This is a genomic window from Curtobacterium sp. MCBA15_008, from assembly GCF_001865065.1.
Taxonomy (GTDB): Bacteria; Actinomycetota; Actinomycetes; order Actinomycetales; family Microbacteriaceae; genus Curtobacterium.
On the sequence record NZ_MJGN01000045.1, the window covers coordinates 294,622 to 315,583 of the forward strand.

The window sequence follows — 20,962 nt, forward strand, 5'->3', positions numbered from 1 at the left end:
CCGATGCGCGTCAGGACTCGGTGTCGTCGACCAGCAGGTCCTCGTGCCGCAGGTCGTCCGACCGCAGCCCCGCCCGCGCGATCATGTGCGTCGACACCGGCACCAGGAACAGCTGGAACACCATGATCGGCAGGACGACCCACAGCGCCGTCCACGTCCACACGGCCACGACGATCGCCGCGAGGGCGAACGCCAGCCCGAGCACCTGCGGCTTCGCCATCGCGTGCAGGCGGACGAGCGGGTCCGGGAAGCGGACGATGCCGACCCCGGCTCCGAGCGACAGCACTGCCGCGACGAGCAGCAGCCCCAGCGCGATCCACGCCCGGACGCCCGCGCCGTCGATGAAGCCCTGGATGGTGTCGATCACGATCGCTCCTCCGGTGTCGTGGCCGTCAGTCCGTCGTCAGAGGGGTCCGACGACGGTGTGACGGCCCGGGCGACCGCGATCGTCGCGAAGACGCTGGTCGCGGCGATGACCACGAGCACGGGGATGCCGGTCAGGTCCTGCCGGACGACCATCGCCGCCCCGATCACGATCAACGCCGTGGTCAGCACCATGTCCGAGCCGATCATCCGGTCGAGGATCGTCGGACCGCGCACGATCCGGAACACCGCGAGTCCGAGCGCCACCCCGAGCAGGGCGAGCACGAGGGCGATGCCGATCCCCATCACGACCACCGCGGCGCTCACCGGGTCACCTCCGGCAGCGGCTCGGACAGTTCGGACACGTCGAGCTTCGACCCGAGTGCCCGGATGACCAGGGCCTCGATGCCGAGCGCCTCGCGCCGCGCGGCCTCGACCTGCTCGGCGCGCTCGGTGTCGAGCACGTGCAGCAGCAGCCGCCGCCGGCGCAGGTCGACGTCGGCGACGTACGACCCGGGCACGAGCGAGATCGCGAGGGTGGCCAGCGTGAAGGTCATCTCGGAGGTGGTGTGCATCTGCACGAGGGAGATCGAGCTGCGACGCACCCCACGGGGACGGAACGCGACCCACGCGACCCGGAACGAGGCCACGACCACGAGCCCGGCCCAGACCAGCAGGAACCAGACGAAGTGCGGGATCGAGAACCGCGCGGACAGCGGCACCGGCGGCAACGGGAGCGCCTGGGTCACGAGCAGTGCGACGACGATCCCGCACAGGAGCGTCAGCGGCGTCCACGACCCCCAGAGCAGCGCCCACAGGATCGTCAGGCCCGCCACCAGCGGCACGTCGTACCGCCACGCGACGGCGATCCGGCGTGCGTTCGTGATGCGACGCGTGCTGTCGGAGGTCATCGCGTCCCTCCGAGCACGGCCTGCACGTAGCGGTCCGGCGACTCGAGCGACTCCGCCGCGCGGGTGGCGTAGCCGTACAGCGGGCCGGCGACGACCGTCAGGGCGACGGAGCCGAGGACCGCGACGGTCGTCACGCCGACGAGCATGCGCGGCAGCTTCACCCGGGTGGGTGCGTCCCCGACGCCGGCCTGCGTGTCCGTCGAGGCCGTCTCCGGACCGGAGGCGCGGGTCGCGTGGGGTGCATCGGTGACGGTGGTCGAGCCGCCCGGGTGGTACGCCTCGCCGGTCTCCTCGGACACGGTCAGCGGTGCGGGTTCCGGGGAGCGCAGGTGCGCGTGCGGCTCGGCGGCGGTCACGTGCGGAGCGGCGGCCTCGGCCGCCGGCTTCGGCCGCCAGAACGCGGCGTCCCAGACGCGCATGAGCGCGTAGAGGGTCAGGAGGCTCGTCACGACCCCGGCGCCGATGGTCACGTACGCCAGGGGCGAGCCGTCCTCGGCGGCGGCCCGGAACAGCCCGAGCTTGCCGATGAACCCGGAGAACGGTGGGATCCCACCCAGGTTGAACGCCGGGATCAGGTAGAGCGCCGCCAGGAACGGAGCGGCCTTGAGCAAGCCGCCGAGCGACCGCGTCGAGGTGGTCCCACCGACGCGCTCCATCAACCCCGACACCAGGAACAACGTCGTCTGCACGACGATGTGGTGGACCGTGTAGAACACCGCGGCCGCCGTCCCCGCGACCGTCCCGAGCCCGACGCCCATCACCATGAAGCCGATGTGGCTGATGAGGGTGAAGGACAGCAGCCGTTTCACGTCGGTCTGCGAGACGGCTCCGAGCACGCCCACCACCATCGTCAGCACCGCGACGATGAGCAGCACGGTGTTGAGCTGTGGTCGGGGGAAGATGATCGTCTCGAGGCGGATGATCGCGTAGATGCCGACCTTCGTCAGCAGGCCGGCGAACACCGCGGTGACCGGGGCCGGAGCGGTCGGGTACGAGTCCGGCAGCCAGAACGCCAGCGGGAACACGGCCGCCTTGATGCCGAACCCGATGAGCAGCATCGTGTGCAGGAGCAGCTGCACGTGCTCCGGCAGGCCGGCGACGCGCTCGCTGATCTGCGCGATGTTCACGGTGCCGGTCGCGCCGTACACCAGGCCGATGGCGGCGAGGAAGATCGCCGACGCGATGAGGCTCGTCACGATGTAGGTCGTGCCGGCCCGGACGCGCTGCTCGCTGCCGCCGAGGGTGATGAGCACGTAGCTCGCCACCAGGAGCATCTCGAACGCGACGTAGAGGTTGAAGAGGTCGCCCGCGATGAACGAGTCGAGGACCCCGGCCGCGAGCACGAGGTAGGTCGGGTAGAAGATCGTGACCGGTGCCTCGCCGTCGTCCGCCGCGAGCCCCTGCCCGATCGAGAACAGCAGGACGATGAGGAGCACGCTCGCGCTCACGGTGAGGAGCAGGGCGCTCAGCCGGTCCACGACGAGCGAGATGCCGTACGGAGCGTCCCAGCCGCCGACCTGCACCACGATCGTGCCGTGCTGGTCGACCAGGACCATGAGGGTCGCGGCGACGGCCAGCGCCACCACGAGGACCACGACGGTGATCGCGCGCTGCAGCTTCTGGTGGCGGAGGAGTCCGAGTGCGACCGCGGCGCCGAGCAGCGGGACGAGGACGAGGAGCGGGACGAGCCAGGTCATCGGGTCGCCTCCTGTTCTGCGTCGGTGGTGGTCTCGGGGTCCTCGTCGGCCGGTTCGTCACGGTCGCGGCCGATCGCGCGGTCGGCCTCGTCGACCTCGACCTCGTCGGCGCGGGACAGCTTCCACGAGCGGTGGATCAGCGCGAGCAGGAAGGCGCTGACCGCGAAGGTGATGACGATCGCGGTCAGGGCGAACGCCTGGGGCAGCGGGTCGGTGATGCCCTCGGACGTCTTGCCGATCGGCGGCTTGCCCGCGGCGCCGGACATCGTCAGGAGGAGCAGGTTGAGGGCGTTGCCGAGCAGCAGGAACCCGAGCAGCATCCGGGTCAGCGACCGTTCGAGCAGCAGGTAGACCCCGCAGGAGAACAGGACCGCCATCGCGATGACGAGGACCAGGGTGACGGTCATACCGCGCTCCCTTCCGGCGTGGGCGCCTGGGCGTTGTCGTGCGGTGAGGACTCGGTGGTGTCCCGGGTCGGGGTGGAGGCGTCCTCGAGGCGCTGCCGGTCCACTTCGGCGCCGAGGCTGCGGAGCACGTCGAGCACCAGGCCGACGACCACCAGGTAGACCCCGATGTCGAAGAACGTGGCGGTGACGAACTCGACGTGGCCGAGCACCGGGACCGTGGCCTCGAAGAACTCCGAGTACAGGGCGTCCTTGCCGAAGAACATCGGCACGATCGCCGTGATGGCCGCCGTCGCGACACCGAGCCCGAGCAGCCGACCCGCACGGACCGGAGCCGCGGCGCCGAGCTCCGCCGGCCCCCCGGCCAGGTACCGGGCCGCGAGCGCGATGCCCGCCACCAGGCCGCCCGCGAACCCGCCGCCTGCCGCGTTGTGCCCGGCGAACAGCAGGTAGACCGACAGCACGATGAGCCCGTGGAAGAGCAGGCGCACGACCACGTCGAGGAGCGCCGACCGGCCGGTCGGGATCGCTGCGCTCGTCGGTAGCCAGGCGCGCGGTTCGCCGTCCGGGCGGTGCTTGTCGTCCGAGACGGTCGAGGGCAGGTCGCGGAGCCGGGGGAGCGTGTCCTCGCGGGAGTTCACGAAGATCAGGCTCGCGACACCGGTGGCGGCGGCGACGACGACCGTCAGCTCGCCGAGGGTGTCCCAGCCGCGCAGGTCGACCAGCGCCACGTTCACCACGTTGAGGCCGTGGCCGAACGAGCTCGTCAACGCCGGCAGGTCCGGCCAGAGCGGCTCGGCGGTCCGGGCCGACGCGGCGACCACGACGACGACCGCCAGGGTCAGTCCGGCGAGCCCGGCGAACAGTGCCCGGACGACCCGGAAGCGCGAGGGGTTCGTGGTGGCGATCCGCGGGGGGAGCCGACGGAGCACGAGCACGAACGCGATGAGGGTCACCGTCTCGACCACCATCTGGGTCAGCGCCAGGTCGACGGCACCGTGCAGGACGAACAGCACGGACATGCCGTAGCCGGTCACCCCCACCAGGACGGCCGCGGCGAACCGGGTCTTCGCGGTGAGGACGGCGATCGCGGCGATCGACATCACGACGACGACCGGGATCTGCCCCCACGAGTCGGCGAACCGGACGTGGAACGCCCAGGGGCCGCCGACCGCCAGGTTCACGAGCGCGCCCGCGACGAAGACCGACAGGATCACCGTCAGGTAGTAGGGGAGCGAGCCGCGCTGGACACCGGCGGTGAGGCCCGTCGCGACGCGGTCCAGCCCGCGCATCAGGTGCCGGTACGTGCCCGACGCGCTGGGGAAGCCCGCGAGCCGGTGCTGGATCGCCTCGACAGGACGGCGCAGCGCGAAGAGCGCGATGCCGCCCACCAGGCTCACGGCGGACAGGCCGAGTGCGGGCTCGAGCCCGTGCCAGAGCGCGAGGTGCGGGACGGCCTCGCCCGGCAGGGCTGCCGCGCTCGCCGCGGGCTCGATGCCGTGCGCGATGAGCGGGGTGAGCAGACCGAGGGCGAGCCCGGTGAGGGCCAGCACCGACGGCACGACACCCAGACCGTGCAGCCGGTGCGGCTCCGTCTCGGCGACACCGGGCTTCCGGGCGAAGGCGCCCCAGAGGAAACGGAGGGAGTACGCCACGGTGAGGACCGAGCCGACCGTCACGCCGACGAGCGCGAACCAGGCCCACCCGGCGTCCGGCCCGTGCAGCGCCTCGACGAAGCCGGTGAGCACGGCCTCCTTCGCGACGAACCCGAAGGTCGGCGGGATGCCGGCCATCGAGAGGAGCGCGAGGACGGCGACCACGGCGAGCCACGGGCGCTTCCGGCCGAGGCCGCTCAGCCGCGCGAGGTCACGGGTGCCGGTCACGTGGTCGATCGCCCCGACGACGAGGAACAGCGTCGACTTGAACGCCGCGTGCGCCACGAGCAGGGCCACCCCGCCGAGGGCGACCGCCGGCGCTCCCCACCCGGCGGCGAGCACGAGGAACCCGAGCTGGGCGACCGTGCCGTAGGCAAGCAGCAGCTTGAGGTCGGTCTGCCGGAGTGCGCGGTACCCGCCGACGAGCATGCCGAGCACGCCGAGCAACGTGATCGTCTCGCGCCAGCCGTCGAGGAGCGCGAACGCCGGGGCCAGCCGGGCCACCAGGTAGATGCCGGCCTTCACCATCGCGGCGGCGTGCAGGTAGGCGCTGACCGGCGTCGGCGCGGCCATCGCCGCGGGGAGCCAGAAGTGGAAGGGGACGATGGCCGACTTCGTCAGGGCGCCGAGGAGCACGAGGACCACCGAGACGGAGACCACCGTGCCCGAGGGCGGGTCCGCGACGATCCCGGAGAGCGAGGTCGTGCCGGCCGTGACGGACAGCACGACGAGTCCGGCGAGCATCGCCAGACCGCCCGCGGTCGTGACGACGAGTGCCTGCATCGCGGCGGCGCGGCTCGCCCGCTTGGCGGCGTCGTGCCCGATGAGCAGGTACGAGAAGACGGTCGTGGCCTCCCACAGCACGAACAGCACGATGACGTCGTCGGCGACGACCAGTCCGTACATCGACCCGGCGAACGCGGTCAGGACCCCGGCGAACCGGCCGAGCGCGGGTTCGCGTGGCTCGAAGTACGAGGCGCAGTAGACGAGCACGAGCGCACCGACCACGGAGACCACGAGGGCGAGCACCCACGACAGCGCGTCCATCCGCAGGGCGATCGCGAGGTCGAGCTGCGGCACCCACGTGAACCGCTCGGTGACACCACCGTGCAGCGCCTGACCGGTCTGCGCGACCGTGAGGACCGCGGCGGCGGCCGGGGCGAGGGCTGCGACGTAGAAGACGCGACGGCCGAGGACGGGGGTCAGGGCGGGGACGATCAGGGCGACGATCGCGAACGCGACGAGGACGATGACCATCGGGCACCTCCTCGGGGTCGGGCTGCAGTCCGGCTCACTGGGCCCTCACAGCTTACGGAGAGGCCCTTGTACGGAACCTGAGTAACCGGAAAGGCCTGACCGCCCGTGGAGGTGTCAGCGGCCGTGCGCGCGCGAGGGGATCTGCGTGGCGAGCTTGCCGCCGGAGACGTCGAGCAGGGTGCCGGTGATGTAGCCCGAGGCGTCGCTCGCCACGAAGACGAGCAGGTCGGCGACGTCGTCGGCGGTCTCCCACCGGCGCAGCGACAGGGTGTCGAGCAGGCGGTCCTGTGCCTCGGTCGGCATCGTCGCGAACCCGTTCATCGCCGTCGGGACCATGCCCGGCGCGTACGCGTTGACGGTGATGCCCCACGGGCCGAGCTCCGACGCCAGCACCCGGGTGAACGAGACGACCGCAGCCTTGGACGCCGCGTAGGCAGCGCTGCCGACGCTCGGGATGATCGCGGCGAACGAGGCGGCGTTGATGATCCGCCCCCGCCCCGCGGCCTGCATCACCGGAGCGACGGCCCGGCTCATCAGGAAGGTGCCGCCGAGGTTCACGTCCATGCACCGGCGCCAGGCGTCCCACTCGAGCTCGGCGACGGTGCCCTCGACGTTGATGCCGGCGTTGTTCACGAGGACGTCGATCGTGCCGTGGCGGGCGACGACCTCGTCCACGGCGGCCCGCACCGAGTCCGGGTCGGCGACGTTGCAGACGACGTGGTCGATCGAGTCGGTGGTGGAGGGGTCGTCGTCGAACGCCAGGTCGAAGGCGACGACCCGACACCCCTCGGCGGCGAAGCGTTCGGCGATCCGGTGACCGATCCCGCGCGCGGCGCCGGTGACGATCACCACCCGGTCGGTCAGGTCGAGGTGCATCGGTGCTCCCGTCGTCGAGGCCTTGATTAGGCATACCATTCAAGCATGGCGGATCAGCGTGTGCTCTGGATCACCGGTGCGGGAAGTGGCATGGGGGCGGCGGTGGCGACCGCCGCGGCCCGAGACGGGTGGACGGTGGTGCTCAGCGGGCGCCGCGCCGACCGGTTGGAGCAGGCCGCGACGGCGATCCGGGCGGCGGGCGGCACCGCCGACGTCCTGCCCCTCGACGCGGGAGACCAGTCCGCGGTGGCCGACGCCCGTGATGCCGTGGCGCGGCGGCACGGGCGACTCGACGGACTCGTCCTCGCCGCCGGCCTCAACGCACCGCGGCGACGCTGGGACGACCAGTCCCTCCCCGACTTCCGCGCGATCGTCGACACGAACCTCACGGCCGTCGTCACCGTCGTCGACGCCGCACTGCCGGCGCTCCGCGAGTCCGGCGGCGTGGTCGTCGTGGTGTCGTCGTACGCGGGGTGGTCCTTCCAGCCCGGCGCCGGTGTCGCGTACTCGGCGAGCAAGACCGCGCTCGGGTCCGTCGTCCGCACGCTCAACCAGCAGGAGGCACCGCACGGCGTCCGTGCCACCCACCTGTGCCCCGGCGACGTCGCCACCGACTTCCTCGACCAGCGTCCGTCCGTGCCGGACGCCGCCGCACGATCGGTGATGCTGCAGCCGGAGGACATCGCCCGGACGGTGTCCTTCGTGCTCGAGGCTCCGCCGTACATGCGCGTCGACGAGCTCGTGGTCAGCCCGGTGTCCCAGCGGTGACGAGCACCTTCGACCGGGTGCGGGACGAGCTCGGCAGTGCCATCGTCACGGGCGTCCTGCCGACGTGGCACCGGGACAGCATCGACGGGTTCGTCGTCCGGACGGGCGCCAGCCGCAGCATCGTGCGCGAGGCCGTCCGTGTCCTGGTCGGGTGCGGGCTCCTGTCCGCGCGACGCCGGACCGGACTCCTCGTGCATCCGCCCGGGGCGTGGGACGTCACCGATCCGCTCGTGCTCGGCTGGCAGCTCGCCGGACCCGACCGCGACCGGGTCCTCTCCGAACTGCGAGCCGTGCGCCGTGCGGTGGAACCCGCTGCCGCGGCGGCCGCCGCCGAGACCGTCTCGACGGGCCGTGTCCTCCGGCCGCGCGCGCCCGGTCCCCTGGCGGACCTGGTCACACCCGACCCGCTCGTCGAGCTGCTCGCGAGCGCGACCATCATGTCGGAGTGGACGGACGCGGACGACGCGGCCACGTTCCTCCTGGCGGACCTCCAGCTCCACCGGAGTCTGCTGACGCTGTCCGGCAACGCGTTCTTCATCCGACTGGGGCGGGTCACCGCCCGCGCACTCGACGAACGCGCGAGCATCCGCCCGGACCTGCACGACGTCGGACTGCACGTCCGGCTGGCCCACGCGGTGGCGGACGGCGATGCCGCCGTCGCGGCGGCGACGATGACGGAGATCATCGACCGCACCGACGTGGTGCAGCCGCCCGTCGCGTAGGGCTCCGCGAGCATAGGGTCGAGGGGTTCGAAGGAGAGCACATGCCGTTCACCGACCTCGTCCCCGACCCCACCGCCCTGGAGCGGATCGCCACCGGCAGCACCTGGGCGGAGGGCCCCTGCTGGATCCCGGCCAGTCGCACCCTGCGGTGGTCGGACATCCCCGGCGACCGGATCCTGCAGTGGCACGCCGACTCCGGCGAGACCTCCGCGTACGCCGAGGGGGTCGAGTTCACGAACGGCCGGACGCTCGACCGCGACGGCAGCGTGGTGCAGTGCTCGCACGGGCTCCGCCGGGTGGAGCGGGACCGCGACGGCGTCGTCACGCCGATCGTCGACGCGTGGAACGGTGTCCGGCTGAACTCCCCGAACGACGTCGTCGTGGCGCGGGACGGCAGCGTCTGGTTCACCGACCCGGCCTACGGGATCACCCAGCCGCGCGAGGGACACCCCGGTGAGCGCGAGTACGGCGACCACTGGACGTTCGTGTGCGGCCCCGACGGCGAGGACCTCCGGCCGGTCGCGGTCGACCTCGACGAGCCGAACGGGCTAGCCTTCGACCCGTCCGAGCGGGTGCTGTACATCGCGAGCTCGTCCGGCGAGGAGCCAGTCATCCGTGCTTACGACCGTGACGGCGTCCGGCTGAAGAACGGCCGGGTGTTCGCGAGACTCGAGCCGGGCGAGGGCGCACCGGACGGCATCCGGGTCGACGTGCACGGCAACGTGTGGTCGTCGTCGCACCGGGGCGTCGTCGTATTCGACCCGTCGGGCGAGCGGATCGGCGAGGTGGCCGTCCCCGAGGTGACGTCGAACCTGTGCTTCGGCGGCGACGACGGTACGACGCTGTTCCTGACGGCGACGACGTCGGTGTACCGGATCGCCACGACGACGCGGGACGCTGCCGTATCCTGACTCGGCCATGCAGTGCGACTACTTCGACCGCGGGGTGTGCCGCTCGTGCACGCTCATGGGGCAGCCGTACGCCGACCAGGTCCTCGACAAGGAGATCCGCACGCTGGAGCTCCTGCGGGAGGCGGTCGACGCGGCGGGTGGCCCGGGCACGGTGGAGTGGCTGCCGGCGATCACCAGCCCGGAGTCCGGCTACCGCAACAAGGCGAAGATGGTCGTCGGCGGAACCGTGCAGCGACCGACCGTGGGGATCCTCGACCACCGGCAGCGCGGGGTCGACCTGCGCCACTGCGGCATCTGCACGCCGGGCATCCGGCACGCGCTGCCGATCCTGGCGGACTTCATCGCGGACGCCGGCCTGATCCCGTACGACGTCGCCGCACGTCGTGGCGAGCTGAAGTACGTGCTCGTCACCGAGTCGCCCGACGGCGAGCTCATGGTGCGCTTCGTCCTGCGCTCCGAGGGACAGCTGCCGACGCTCCGACAGCACCTCGACGCGCTCCGCAGCGTCCTGCCGCAGGCTGTCGTCGTCACCGCGAACCTGCTGCCCGAGCACAAGGCGGTGACCGAGGGGGAGCGTGAGATCGTGCTCACCGAGCAGGAGACCCTGTCGATGCGGCTCGGCCCGGTCACCATGCACCTGCGGCCGCAGAGCTTCTTCCAGACCAACACCCACGTGGCGACGGAGCTGTACGCGCAGGCGTCGGCGTGGATCGACGAGGTGGCCCCCGAGTCGATGTGGGACCTCTACTGCGGGGTCGGCGGCTTCGCCCTGCACGCCGCGCGCCCCGGTCGGGCCGTGACCGGCATCGAGACCAGTCGCGAGGCCATCCGGTCCGCGAAGCAGTCCGCGCGCGAGGCCGGCCTAACGGACGTCCGGTTCGCGGCGGACGACGCGACGGAGCACGCGCTGCGGTCCCGCCCCGGTGCGACACCGGAGCTGGTCCTCGTGAACCCGCCACGGCGGGGGATCGGCGAGGCGCTGTCGACCTGGCTGGAGGACTCGGACGTGCAGCACGTCGTCTACTCGAGCTGCAACCCCGTCACCCTGGCGAAGGACCTGGCCCGGATGCCGTCGCTGCGCCTGCGGCGCGTGCGCGTGCTCGACATGTTCCCGCAGACGGGGCACCTCGAGGCGGTCACCCTCCTGTCCCGGGGGTGACCGGCAGGCGGACGGGAGGCGCGCATCCCGGCTGACACGTGCCTCCAGGCCGTCATTGCCAGGGAACTGCCAAGGTGGCGTACCCGGGTACGTCGCGATCACCATGGCCATGGGCATCGCGGCGTACAGGAACACCGGTGGGGTACATAGCACTCCTGGGTAGAACCGTTGGTCTCGGTTTGATAACAGTCAAGAGTTTCCTATGGTGGCCGACCGAGGCGCCCCGGCACGAGACCACTGCCCCCGGAGGCGCACCCCCCACGACTCGACCCTGACCGGTCGGGGCGGGCAGTGGCCGCCGTTCTCCGGCGCGTGGTCCCGGTGGAGCACCAACATGAAGAAGCTTTCTCGTACCCGCACCATCGTCGGTGGCATCGCGTTCGCCGGCCTCGCCGCGACCGGTGTCGGCCTCGCCGCAGCCCCCGCGAACGCCGCCTCCGGCTCGACCTGGGACGCTCTCGCGCAGTGCGAGTCCGGCGGCAACTGGGCCATCAACACCGGCAACGGCTACTACGGCGGCCTGCAGTTCAACCTCGGCACCTGGCAGGCGAACGGTGGCGCGGGCAACCCGGCCTCCGCGAGCCGTTCCGCGCAGATCGCCGTCGCCGAGCGCGTCCTCGCCTCGCAGGGGTGGGGCGCCTGGCCGGCCTGCTCCGCGAAGCTCGGCCTGAGCGGCACCGCCGGTGCTGCCCCGCAGGCCGCGGCTCCCGCGCCGGCACCGGCTCCCGCTCCGGCCCCCCGGGCCGCTGCTCCGCAGCCGGCCGCCCCGCAGGCTCCGGCCGCGCCGCAGGCCCGTGCCACGCAGGCTGCTCCGGCCGCCCCGGCTGCGCCCGCGAAGCCGGCCCCGGTGAAGACGAGCGGCAAGACCTACAAGATCGTCTCCGGCGAGACCCTCGACAGCATCGCCACGAAGCTGAACATCGACGGCGGCTGGAACAAGCTCTGGGCCGCGAACACGTCGACGATCGACAACGCCGACCTGGTGTACGCCGGTCAGACGCTGCAGCTCCCGGCCTGACGCCCGAGCGCATCGCACGCACGACGCCCCCGCGACCCATCGGTCGCGGGGGCGTCGTGCTGTCCGGGGCGCTACTGCGGGTTGTCGGCCAACCACCCCGCCACGTCGTCGGAGCGGAGTGCCTGGGAGAGTGACTGCACCGCGAGCGTGTTGAGGTTGACGATCGACTGCCCGCCCGGGGAGGTCCCGGTGCCCGCCGTGGGCATCGTGAACGTGGTGAGGTCGGACGACCGGACGTCACGGAGCGACCACCCGAGGCTGACGAGCGTCGGGAAGGTCAGCCCTTCGTCGACGGAGAGGTACTTGCTCGTGGCGGTGACGAAGTCCTGGATGCGGCCGGGGTTCGTGATGGTCCCCTTCGACAGGACGCCGTCGAGGATGCCGCGCATGAACGCCTGCTGGTTCTGCACGCGCGTGTAGTCGGCGTCGGTGAAGGAGTACCGCTCGCGGACGAACGTGAGGGCTGCGTCGCCGTCGAGGCGGTTCGGCCCGGCGGTGTACGAGTGCCCGCGAGCGGTGAACGCCTTCGGGGAGTCCACGGTCACACCACCGAGGGCGTCGGTCATCCCCGTGAAGCCCGCGAAGTCGATCTCGGCGACGTGGTCGACCCGGACGTCGAGGAGCCGCTCGACGGTCTGCACCGTCAGCGGGACCCCGCCCCACGAGTACGCGGCGTTGATCTTCGCCATGCCGTGGCCGGGGACGTCGACCCACGAGTCCCGCATGATCGACATGAGGTACACGGCCTTCCGATCGGCCGGCACGTGCGCGAGCATGAGCGTGTCGGAGCGGCCACCGGCTGCGCCGTCGTGGTCCGGGTCGAACCCGGACCGCGAGTCCGACCCGATGAGCAGGATGTTCTCGGCGCCGGCCGTCGCCGCCGGTCGTGAGCCGGAGGGGAACGGTTCGGCGATGACGTCCTTGCCGGCGTCGTAGCTGCGGGCGAGCCCGCCGACGAAGACGCTGGCGACGACGGCGATCACCGTGGCGATGCCGATAAGGGAGCCGAGGGTCGCGACGAGTGCGACGAGCGCCGGGCGCCGGCGCTTCCGGGGGCGCTCCGGGGGAGTGGTGGGGGTGTGTGCTGCGGCCGCTGCGCGGGCTGCTCGGCGCTCGGACATCGGGGCTCCTGCGGTCGGATCGGGTCGCGTCGGACCTGACGCCGACCGATCCACCTTAGCGCATGTGATATGTCAACCGCGAGCAGTTCAGTCGCGTGAGGGGCGACCGCGTTCGAGCAGGGCGGCCAGTGCTCCTCTGAGTGCGGGGTCGTCCGGCAGGACGTCGCGTTCGATGTGCCGCGCGGTCTCCCAGGCCCGGCGCCCGTGCTCGGTCACCGTCACGATCCGCCGCCGCCGGTCGTCGGGGTGCGGCGAACGCTCGACCAGGCCGTCCCGCTCCATGCGTTCGAGCGTGCGGGACATCGTCTGCGGCTGGACGCGTGCGGTCCGCGCCAGGGTGTCGGCACCCGTGGGTCCGGTGCGGATCAGGATGTCGATGGCGATCAGTGCGGCGTGCGGCAGCCCGATCGCCCGGAGTCGTTCGTCCCAGTCCCGTTCGACGGCCCGTGCCGCGGCCGAGAGAAGGCGGCCGAGGGGCCAGCCGTCGGGGGCGTCGTCCATGGGGCGAGTCTACGGGCGGGCATCGTGTAGGCCCTTCTAGTAATCAGCATGCTGACTATTGGAGTACGCTCGCCCTCGTGTCCCGCTTCCTCCGCATCGTCCTCCCCGCGCTCGTCATCGTGGTCTGGCTCGCGATCGCCTCCGTCGGCGGTCCGTTCTTCGGCAAGATCTCCGAGGTCTCCACGAACGACCAGACCTCCTTCCTGCCGGCCTCGGCGGACGCCACCAAGGTGCAGGAGCGCTCGTCCGAGTTCCGCACGGCCTCGGGAGCGCCGGCGATCATCGTCCTCTCGCGGGCGGCGGGGCTCACCGACGCCGACCGTTCGGCAGCCAGCACCCTGGCCGCGCAGCTGGGGGACCGCGACGACGTGCAGGGTGTCAGCCCGGTGATCCCGAGCGAGGACGGCGACGCCCTCGAGATCGTCGCGACGCTCACCCAGGCGGCCGAGACCGGGGACACCGTCGAGGCGATCCGCGCCGACGTCGACGACGCTCTGCCGTCGGGGCTCCAGGGCTACGTCACCGGACCGGCCGGGTTCACCGCCGACCTGACCGAGGCCTTCGCCGGCATCGACGGGCTGCTGCTCGGGGTGGCGCTCGCCGCGGTCTTCGTGATCCTCATCATCGTGTACCGATCACCGCTCCTGCCGATCCTCGTGCTCGGTACCGCGACCTTCGCCCTCTGCGCGTCGATCCTCGTCGTGTGGTGGCTGGCGAAGGCGGACGTGGTCACCGTCAACGGGCAGGTGCAGGGCATCCTCTCGATCCTCGTCATCGGTGCCGCGACGGACTACGCACTCCTCTACACGTCGCGCTTCCGCGAGGCCCTGCGCGACCACCGCACGGGCTGGGACGCCACGAAGGCCGCGCTCCGCGGGAGCCTCGAACCGATCCTCGCCTCGGGCGGCACCGTCATCGTCGGCGTGCTCTGCCTGCTGCTCTCCGACCTCAACTCGAACAAGGCGCTCGGGCCGGTCGCGGCGATCGGCATCGCCTTCAGCCTGCTCGCCGCCCTCACCCTGTTGCCGGCGCTGCTGCTCGCCTTCCGTCGGGCCGCGTTCTGGCCGCTCCGCCCCGCGTACGGCAGCGCCCACCCGGTCGTCACCGGTCCGGACGCACGGGGGATCTGGGCGAAGGTCGGTCGGCTCGTCGCCCGGCGCTCGCGGACGGTCTGGATCGTCTGCACGGTGGGGCTCCTCGTGATGGGGGCCGGACTCGTCGGGCTCAAGGCCGACGGGGTGCCCCAGAGCGACCTCGTCATCGGGAGTTCGCAGGCGCGCGACGGTCAGGACGTGCTCGCCGACCACTTCCCGGGCGGCTCGGGCAGCCCGGCGCAGGTCATCGGCGCCGAGGCCGACCTGGACCGGCTCGTCGACGCGATCACCGCGGTCGACGGGGTCGACGGGGTGGTCGCCGCGGCGAAGGACTCCCCGTCCGGCACCGTGTCGGTCACGGGGGACGGCGCTCCCGGCTCGCCCACCGTCTCGCGCGGAGACGTGCTGCTCGAGGCGACCCTGTCCGACCCGGCCGACTCCGACGCCGCCGAGCAGACCGTGCGGGAGCTCCGGACCGCCGTCGAACGGGTCGACCCGGACGCGATCGTCGGTGGGGTGACCGCGACGGCCGTCGACACGAACGACACCGGCATCCGCGACCGCTCGGTCATCATCCCGGTCGTCCTCGTCGTGATCCTGCTCATCCTGATGCTGCTGCTCCGGAGCATCGTCGCGCCGCTCGTGCTCATCGGCAGCGTGATCGTGTCGTTCGCCGCGGCCCTCGGCGTCGGTGCGCTCGTGTTCGACCACGTGTTCCACTTCCCCGGCGCCGACCCGAGCGTCCCGCTGTACTCGTTCGTGTTCCTGGTGGCGCTCGGCGTGGACTACAACATCTTCCTCATGACACGGGTCCGCGAGGAGGCCCTCCGGCACGGGCCGCGCGAGGGCGTGCTCCGCGGTCTCGGTGTGACCGGCGGGGTGATCACCTCGGCGGGCATCGTCCTGGCGGCGACGTTCGCCGCCCTCGGCGTCATCCCGATCCTGTTCCTCGTGCAGATCGCGTTCGTCGTCGCGTTCGGTGTCCTGCTCGACACGATCGTCGTCCGGTCCCTGCTCGTACCTGCCCTGGCGTACGACCTCGGACGGCGCGCATGGTGGCCGTCGCGCCTGTCGCGTCCGACCCATCACATGTGACACGCTGGGCGTATGCCAGTTCCTTCGACGCAGCCCGCAGCCGAGCGGAAGCTCCTCCGTGACACCGTCCAGGACAAGATCCGCGACGCCATCATGGACGGCACCCTCGAGCCGGGCGAGCGTCTCAACGACGACGACCTGATCTCCTGGCTCGGTGTCTCCCGGACCCCGATCCGCGAGGCCCTGGCGGAACTGGCCCGTGCCGGCCTGATCGAGATGGCACCGAACCGCTACACGCGGGTCGCGGCGCCCACGAAGGACGAACTGCTCGACGCGTACCGGACGCTCGGCGTCATCTACGGCGGCGTCGCCCGGCTCGCGACCCCGCGGTTCACGGACGCGCAGCGCAAGAAGGTCGTCAAGATGCTCGACGACGTCACCGCACAGATCGAGCGGCAGCACCAGGGCGAGGTCGCGCAGAACGGCGCCGACATCTACGCGATGTGGGCGGACCACTGCGGCAACCCCTCGCTCGAGCAGCTGTGCAAGTCGACGACCGACGGCCTCGCGTTCAAGCTCCGAGTGCCGGAACTCGCCGAACTCGTCCCCGCCGACGTCGTCCTGCCCGAGGTCGCGAACCTGAAGGCGGCCGTCCAGGCGAAGGACCCGATCGCCGCGGAGCTCGCCATGGAGGCGATCCACCTGCTCCCGTCGCGCGGCTAGCGTTCCGGACGCGACCGGTCGACGGCCTGGAGGCGCGGTGCCAGCTGGCACCGCGCCTCCAGGCCGTCATCGCGTCACCGCCCGCACCGCGAGCGCGACAGTCCGCTCCTCGGCGCGCCGTCTCCGACGCGAGAGCGACAGAAGGCCGCGATCATCCGGCGGCCATGTGTCGCTTTCGCGCCGTGGTGCCGAGCGTGCGCCGGGCCGTCAGTGGGCGACGGCACTGATCATGCCGAGGCCGACGCTGATGCGGTCGGCGACCTCGATGAGGTCCTCGGCGAGCGAGTCCATGTCGCGGTCGCGCAGCTGGGTCACCCGGCCCGAGATCGACAGCGCTGCCGCGATGCGTCCGGAGGCGTTCCGGATCGGCGCCGCGATGCAGAAGCGACCGAGGGCGAGCTCCTGGTTCTCGACGCACCACCCTCGCTTCGCCGATGCCGCGAGGTCCGCCGTCAGGTCGTCGTGCGACGTGATCGTGTGGTCGGTGTAGCGGGGGAGCACCTCGCCGAGCAGGGCGATCCGCTCCGCCTGCGTCATGTCGAGCATGAGCGCCTTGCCGAGGGCGGACGCGTGCATCGGCTGCCGCATGCCGATCATGGTGTGCGACTTCGGCGCGAGCGACCCCTCGAAGTGGCAGAGGTAGATGCACGAGGCGTCGTCCTGCACCCCGACGTTGGCGGTGAGGCCGATGCGGTGTGCGAGCTCCTGCGCCGCGGCCCGGCTCTCGCGGTGCACGGGGTTGTGGTTGAGGCCCTGACTGGCGAGCTCGAGCACGGCCCGACCCACGGAGTACCCCTGCGACTCGGGGTCCCGGTGGACGTACTCGAGCGACTCGAGCGTCGCGAGGAGCCGACCGGTGGTGGAGGTGCCGAGCCCGATCGCCCGTGCGATGTCGGAGGCGCGCATCGCACCGTCGGCGGCACCGAGCGCGCCGAGGACTGCTGCGGCGCGCTCGATGCTCTGGTTCGGAGGTGTAGTCACCATCCGATCATTCTGGACCGGAGTGCTGATCAGGACACCTTCACGGCACTCGCCGTGACGAAGGGCGACCCGTTCGTCGCCGTCACCACCACGCGGAGCGAGGTGGTCCGCACGGGCGTCACCGCGTGGACGCGGTGCCGGTGCCGGTTGCCGGTCACCTCGTCGAGCAGCCGCCAGGACCCGTCGACGCACGCCTCGACCCGGTAGTCGCGGGCGAGCGTCGGGACGGCGTCCCAGTGGGTGCGGTGGTGGTGCAGGTTGATGAGGTCGGCGTCGACGTCGTCGTTCCACACGATCCGGACCTCGTGCACGTCGACCGGTTCCGCCCAGTCGAGCACCAGGGCAGCGGTGCCGTCGCCGGCCTCCGACGACCACATGTGCGGCCCGCCGAAGGGACGCTGGTAGCCGTCCACCACCCTGGAGGCACGCCACGCGTCCGACGTGCCGGCAGCGGTGAACGCGAAGGAGCGTCCGCGCAGGGCCCGGGCTTCCCAGTCGGTCACGGGCTGGTCGGACTCCTCGGGGATGTGGTCGTCGAACTGCTCGTCATCGGCCGTGCGGGCGCGGAGGGCGAGCACCCCGTACGGGTGCCCGTCGGTCAGGACCAGGCGGACGCCGGGGGCGCGACGGACGACGACGACCGCGTTGCACGGCTCCTCGGGACGGAACGCGAGGTCCACCACCGCCTCCCCGGCTCCCGGGGCGACCGCGGCGGTGTGGGTGGCGACGTGCTCGATCGGGGCGTAGTTCTGCGGCTTGCCGGTCGTCCAGAGCTCGATCGTGAGCTCGGCCGGGGCGCCGTCGTCGGCGACGGTCCGGAGCGCGAAGGAGCCGAGCGCCGGGTCGGCGGGCAGGACGATCGCGACGTCGCGGTCGAGCGCGAACGTGTCCGCCGTCGCCCACGGGGTGGTGTCGATCGTCGTGAGCTCGCTGCTCGCGCTGATCCGCGCGTGCCGGGCCAGGTCAGCGCCGTCGGCCGCCCGCACCCCGACGAGCGGGGCGTCCTCGCGGAGCAGCGTCTGCTGGAGCATCGCGACGTGGTCGGTGCCGAGCGCACGGGGCGTCGTGCCGTGCCGGGCGACGAGGTGCGCCGCGGTGCCGGCGGCCTGCCCCTGGGTGGCGCACGTGGCCATCACCCGCGTCGACCCGAACGCCACGTGCGAGGCCGAGATGTTCCGGCCGGCGAAGAGCAGGTTCGCGACGTCCGCCGAGTAGAGGGAGCGGAACGGGATGTCGTACGTGCCGTCGGTGTACCGCTGCTGGGCGCCCGGGGTCTCGGCGTAGACGCCCTCGACGGGGTGCAGGTCGATCGACCACCCGCCGAAGGCGACCGTGTCGGGGAAGGTCCGCTGCGACACGAGGTCCTGCTGCGTCAGGGTGTGGTCCCCGACGAAGCGGCGGTACTCGCGCTTGCCGGGGATCGCGCCGACCCAGTCGAGCGTGAGGGTGTCGGCGTCGAACGCCCCGGAGTTCTTGATGTGGTCCCAGATGCCGTACACGACACCCCACAGCTCGTCACGGATGCGCTCGTTCTCGGCGACGGTGTCGAGTTCGCCACCCCACTCGATCCACCAGTAGTTGCAGCCGTTGTCGCCGGTCGTGATCGCGCGGTTCGCCAGGATCGGCGTCGTCGCCAGGTCGACGGCGATCGACGGCGGCACGAACTTCTCCGGGCGCCCGGTGTCGTGCGTCGAGAAGAAGATCGAGCTGCCGAGCAGTTCGTCGTCGGGCTGTTCCGGCGCCCACTCCTCGCCGTGTTCGTCGCGTCCTTCGCGACCGATCCGGTACGAGGCCCCCGCGAGGGCACCGACGAGGCCGTCGCCGGTGCAGTCGAGGAAGACCGGTGCGGTGAACGTCGTCTCGATCTCGGAGCCCATCGTCCATCCGGTGACCGAGGTGATCCGGGTCTCGCCGTCGTCGTCCGAGGTCGTCACCGTCCGCACGTCGGTGTTGAGGTGCAGGTGGACGTTCGGCTCGGCGCGCACGAGGTCGAGCACGACCTGGTCCCAGTAGACCGCGTTGCCCTGCGGGTTCCGGTACTGGTTCTCGAGGAAGAGCTCGCCCATGATCCCGGTCTCGCGGGCGAACCGCTGCGTGCCGTGCGCGGTCGCCCCGACCACCCACACCCGGATCTCGCTCGAGGAGTTGCCGCCGAGGACGGGGCGGTTGGTGACGAGGGCGACGCTGGAGCCGAGGCGGGCGGCGGCGACCGCGGCGCTCACACCGGCGAGACCGCCTCCGACGACCACGACGTCGTGGTGTTCTTCACGGGACTGCATGGCCGTGACGGTATCACCCTCTGGTGCTTCTTTCCCACTGTGTGGCAAAGTGTGCCCGGCAAGTGCTATCGTCAACGAACTCTCGACAACGAAGTGTGAGGTCAACCCCATGAGCGACGGAACCCGAACGCGCACGAGCGCCGACGCCGCCAGCAGCCCAGACGTCCAGGCAGCACTGGGCGACGACGCGCGCCGCCAGAGCATGCGGAAGGTGATCGTCGCCGCGGGCGTCGGCCACTTCGTCGAGTGGTTCGACTTCGGCCTGTACGGCACCCTGGCCACCGTCATCTCGCTGTACTTCTTCAAGCAGGGCGACCCCCAGGTGGCGCTGCTCTCCGCGTTCGCCGTGTTCGGTGCCGGCTTCGTGATGCGTCCGCTCGGCGGCCTGTTCTGGGGCTCGCTCGGGGACCGGGTCGGCCGGAAGACCACGCTCGCGACGGTCATCCTCATCACGAGCGGCGCGACCGCGGTGATGGGGATCCTGCCGACCTACCAGAGCGTCGGGCTCCTCGCGCCGATCCTGCTCGTCGTGGTCCGCCTCGTGCAGGGCTTCGCGGCGGGTGGCGAGGGGGCGGGTGCGACGACGCTCCTCGCCGAGTTCGCCCCGTCGAACCGGCGCGGCTTCGTGACGAGCTTCATCGACGTCTTCGGCTTCGCGGCGTTCATCGTCGGTGGCGGTCTGGTGTTCCTCTTCACGGCGCTCGCCGGCGACGGCGCCCTCGAGTCGTGGGGCTGGCGCGTCCTGTTCCTCATCGCGCTGCCACTCGGGCTGGTCGGGCTGTACCTCCGCTCGAAGCTCGAGGACACCCCGGAGTTCCGGGCCCTCAAGGCGAAGGGCGAGGTCGCGGTCAACCCGCTCCGTCGCTCGATCCGCTCGGGGTGGAAGGCGCTGCTGTTCTGCGTCGGGTTCGTCGTCCTCAAGGCGGTCGGGCACTGGATCCTGCAGACGTTCATGCCGTCGTACCTGCAGGCCGACCTCGGCTACTCCCCGCTCGTGTCGTACGGCGTGGTCGTGATCGGGTTCATCGTGATCGCCGCCCTCGTGCCGTTCTTCGGGCTGCTGTCGGACAAGATCGGCCGGAAGCCCGTGATGCTCGCGGGCTGCGCCGGGTTCCTGGTGTTGACCTACCCCACGCTCATGCTCATGAACGCGGGCAACTTCTTCGCCGCGGCGGGCGCGATGATGCTCCTCGGGCTCTTCATGGCGGCGTTCGACGGAGCCGTCAGCGCCTCGATGGCGGAGCTGTTCCCGACCGCGATCCGCTACGGCTCGATGGGCATCGCGTACAACATCAGCGTCGCGCTGTTCGGTGGCATCACGCCGTACTTCGCCACCTGGCTCATCGCCACGACCGGCAACACGTTCGCGCCGGCGTTCTACGTGATGGCGGCGGCCGCGATCACCGGGATCACCGTGCTGCGGGCACGAGAGACGAACAAGGCGGAGCTGCCGTCCTGAGACGCGGGCGGACGACGGACGGGAGGCG

General features: G+C 71.6%; 19 protein-coding genes. 8 read left to right on the forward strand and 11 right to left on the reverse strand.

The annotated features are described in order from the left end of the window. Nucleotides 1-10 precede the first annotated feature (10 nt). From BIU96_RS15890 to BIU96_RS15920, 7 genes are all read right to left on the reverse strand, one after another. Complete coding sequence (locus tag BIU96_RS15890) at nt 11-367, reverse strand: monovalent cation/H(+) antiporter subunit G (protein ID WP_175477584.1); 357 nt, start codon at nt 365-367, stop codon at nt 11-13. Next, complete coding sequence (locus BIU96_RS15895) at nt 364-690, reverse strand: sodium:proton antiporter (protein ID WP_175477585.1); 327 nt, start codon at nt 688-690, stop codon at nt 364-366. Before BIU96_RS15895 ends, BIU96_RS15890 begins: the two co-directional genes overlap by 4 nt. Then, nucleotides 687-1,274: a Na+/H+ antiporter subunit E gene (locus BIU96_RS15900; protein WP_083402993.1), complete on the reverse strand. Its 588-nt coding sequence runs from the start codon at nt 1,272-1,274 to the stop codon at nt 687-689. Before BIU96_RS15900 ends, BIU96_RS15895 begins: the two co-directional genes overlap by 4 nt. Further along, nucleotides 1,271-2,971, reverse strand: coding sequence for a Na+/H+ antiporter subunit D (locus BIU96_RS15905; protein ID WP_071293569.1), 1,701 nt, complete (start codon nt 2,969-2,971; stop codon nt 1,271-1,273). Before BIU96_RS15905 ends, BIU96_RS15900 begins: the two co-directional genes overlap by 4 nt. Continuing rightward, a complete protein-coding gene (locus BIU96_RS15910; protein WP_071293570.1) occupies nt 2,968-3,378 on the reverse strand; it encodes a Na(+)/H(+) antiporter subunit C in 411 nt (136 codons plus the stop codon). Before BIU96_RS15910 ends, BIU96_RS15905 begins: the two co-directional genes overlap by 4 nt. Then, a complete protein-coding gene (locus BIU96_RS15915) occupies nt 3,375-6,287 on the reverse strand; it encodes a Na+/H+ antiporter subunit A (protein ID WP_071293571.1) in 2,913 nt (970 codons plus the stop codon). Before BIU96_RS15915 ends, BIU96_RS15910 begins: the two co-directional genes overlap by 4 nt. 114 nt (nt 6,288-6,401) lie before the next feature. After that, entirely contained in the window at nt 6,402-7,163 is a 762-nt protein-coding gene (locus BIU96_RS15920) for an SDR family NAD(P)-dependent oxidoreductase (protein ID WP_071293572.1), read from the reverse strand. A 45-nt stretch (nt 7,164-7,208) separates the two neighbouring features. On the opposite strand from BIU96_RS15920, the gene BIU96_RS15925 reads away from it, so the two are divergent. From BIU96_RS15925 to BIU96_RS20445, 5 genes are all read left to right on the forward strand, one after another. Beyond that, nucleotides 7,209-7,931, forward strand: coding sequence for an SDR family oxidoreductase (locus BIU96_RS15925; RefSeq protein WP_071293573.1), 723 nt, complete (start codon nt 7,209-7,211; stop codon nt 7,929-7,931). Next, nucleotides 7,928-8,653: a FadR/GntR family transcriptional regulator gene (locus tag BIU96_RS15930; protein WP_071293574.1), complete on the forward strand. Its 726-nt coding sequence runs from the start codon at nt 7,928-7,930 to the stop codon at nt 8,651-8,653. Before BIU96_RS15925 ends, BIU96_RS15930 begins: the two co-directional genes overlap by 4 nt. A 41-nt stretch (nt 8,654-8,694) precedes the next feature. Then, a complete protein-coding gene (locus tag BIU96_RS15935; protein WP_071293575.1) occupies nt 8,695-9,564 on the forward strand; it encodes an SMP-30/gluconolactonase/LRE family protein in 870 nt (289 codons plus the stop codon). A 7-nt stretch (nt 9,565-9,571) separates the two neighbouring features. Next, a complete protein-coding gene (gene rlmC, locus BIU96_RS15940) occupies nt 9,572-10,723 on the forward strand; it encodes a 23S rRNA (uracil(747)-C(5))-methyltransferase RlmC (RefSeq protein ID WP_071293576.1) in 1,152 nt (383 codons plus the stop codon). A gap of 334 nt (nt 10,724-11,057) precedes the next feature. Further along, a complete protein-coding gene (locus BIU96_RS20445) occupies nt 11,058-11,741 on the forward strand; it encodes a transglycosylase family protein (RefSeq protein ID WP_071293577.1) in 684 nt (227 codons plus the stop codon). 71 nt (nt 11,742-11,812) lie between these two features. On the opposite strand, the gene BIU96_RS15950 is transcribed toward BIU96_RS20445, so the two are convergent. Further along, nucleotides 11,813-12,862, reverse strand: coding sequence for an LCP family protein (locus tag BIU96_RS15950; RefSeq protein ID WP_071293578.1), 1,050 nt, complete (start codon nt 12,860-12,862; stop codon nt 11,813-11,815). Between the two features lie 87 nt (nt 12,863-12,949). Next, entirely contained in the window at nt 12,950-13,363 is a 414-nt protein-coding gene (locus BIU96_RS15955) for a MarR family winged helix-turn-helix transcriptional regulator (RefSeq protein ID WP_071293579.1), read from the reverse strand. 77 nt (nt 13,364-13,440) lie between these two features. On the opposite strand from BIU96_RS15955, the gene BIU96_RS15960 reads away from it, so the two are divergent. Together BIU96_RS15960 and BIU96_RS15965 are read left to right on the forward strand one after the other, a co-directional pair. Beyond that, nucleotides 13,441-15,552, forward strand: a complete 2,112-nt coding sequence (locus BIU96_RS15960; protein ID WP_071293580.1) for an efflux RND transporter permease subunit — start codon at nt 13,441-13,443, stop codon at nt 15,550-15,552. A gap of 12 nt (nt 15,553-15,564) precedes the next feature. Then, nucleotides 15,565-16,215 (forward strand): GntR family transcriptional regulator, encoded by a 651-nt coding sequence (locus BIU96_RS15965; protein ID WP_071293581.1) that lies wholly within the window; start codon nt 15,565-15,567, stop codon nt 16,213-16,215. 207 nt (nt 16,216-16,422) lie between these two features. On the opposite strand, the gene BIU96_RS15970 is transcribed toward BIU96_RS15965, so the two are convergent. Next, on the reverse strand, nt 16,423-17,199 hold the full coding sequence (locus BIU96_RS15970; protein ID WP_071293582.1) for an IclR family transcriptional regulator: 777 nt from the start codon (nt 17,197-17,199) through the stop codon (nt 16,423-16,425). A 26-nt stretch (nt 17,200-17,225) separates the two neighbouring features. Continuing rightward, entirely contained in the window at nt 17,226-19,475 is a 2,250-nt protein-coding gene (locus BIU96_RS15975) for an FAD-dependent oxidoreductase (RefSeq protein WP_071293583.1), read from the reverse strand. A 109-nt stretch (nt 19,476-19,584) separates the two neighbouring features. Between BIU96_RS15975 and BIU96_RS15980 the strand changes: the two genes are divergently transcribed. After that, nucleotides 19,585-20,934, forward strand: a complete 1,350-nt coding sequence (locus BIU96_RS15980) for an MFS transporter (protein WP_083402994.1) — start codon at nt 19,585-19,587, stop codon at nt 20,932-20,934. Nucleotides 20,935-20,962: the final 28 nt, after the last annotated feature.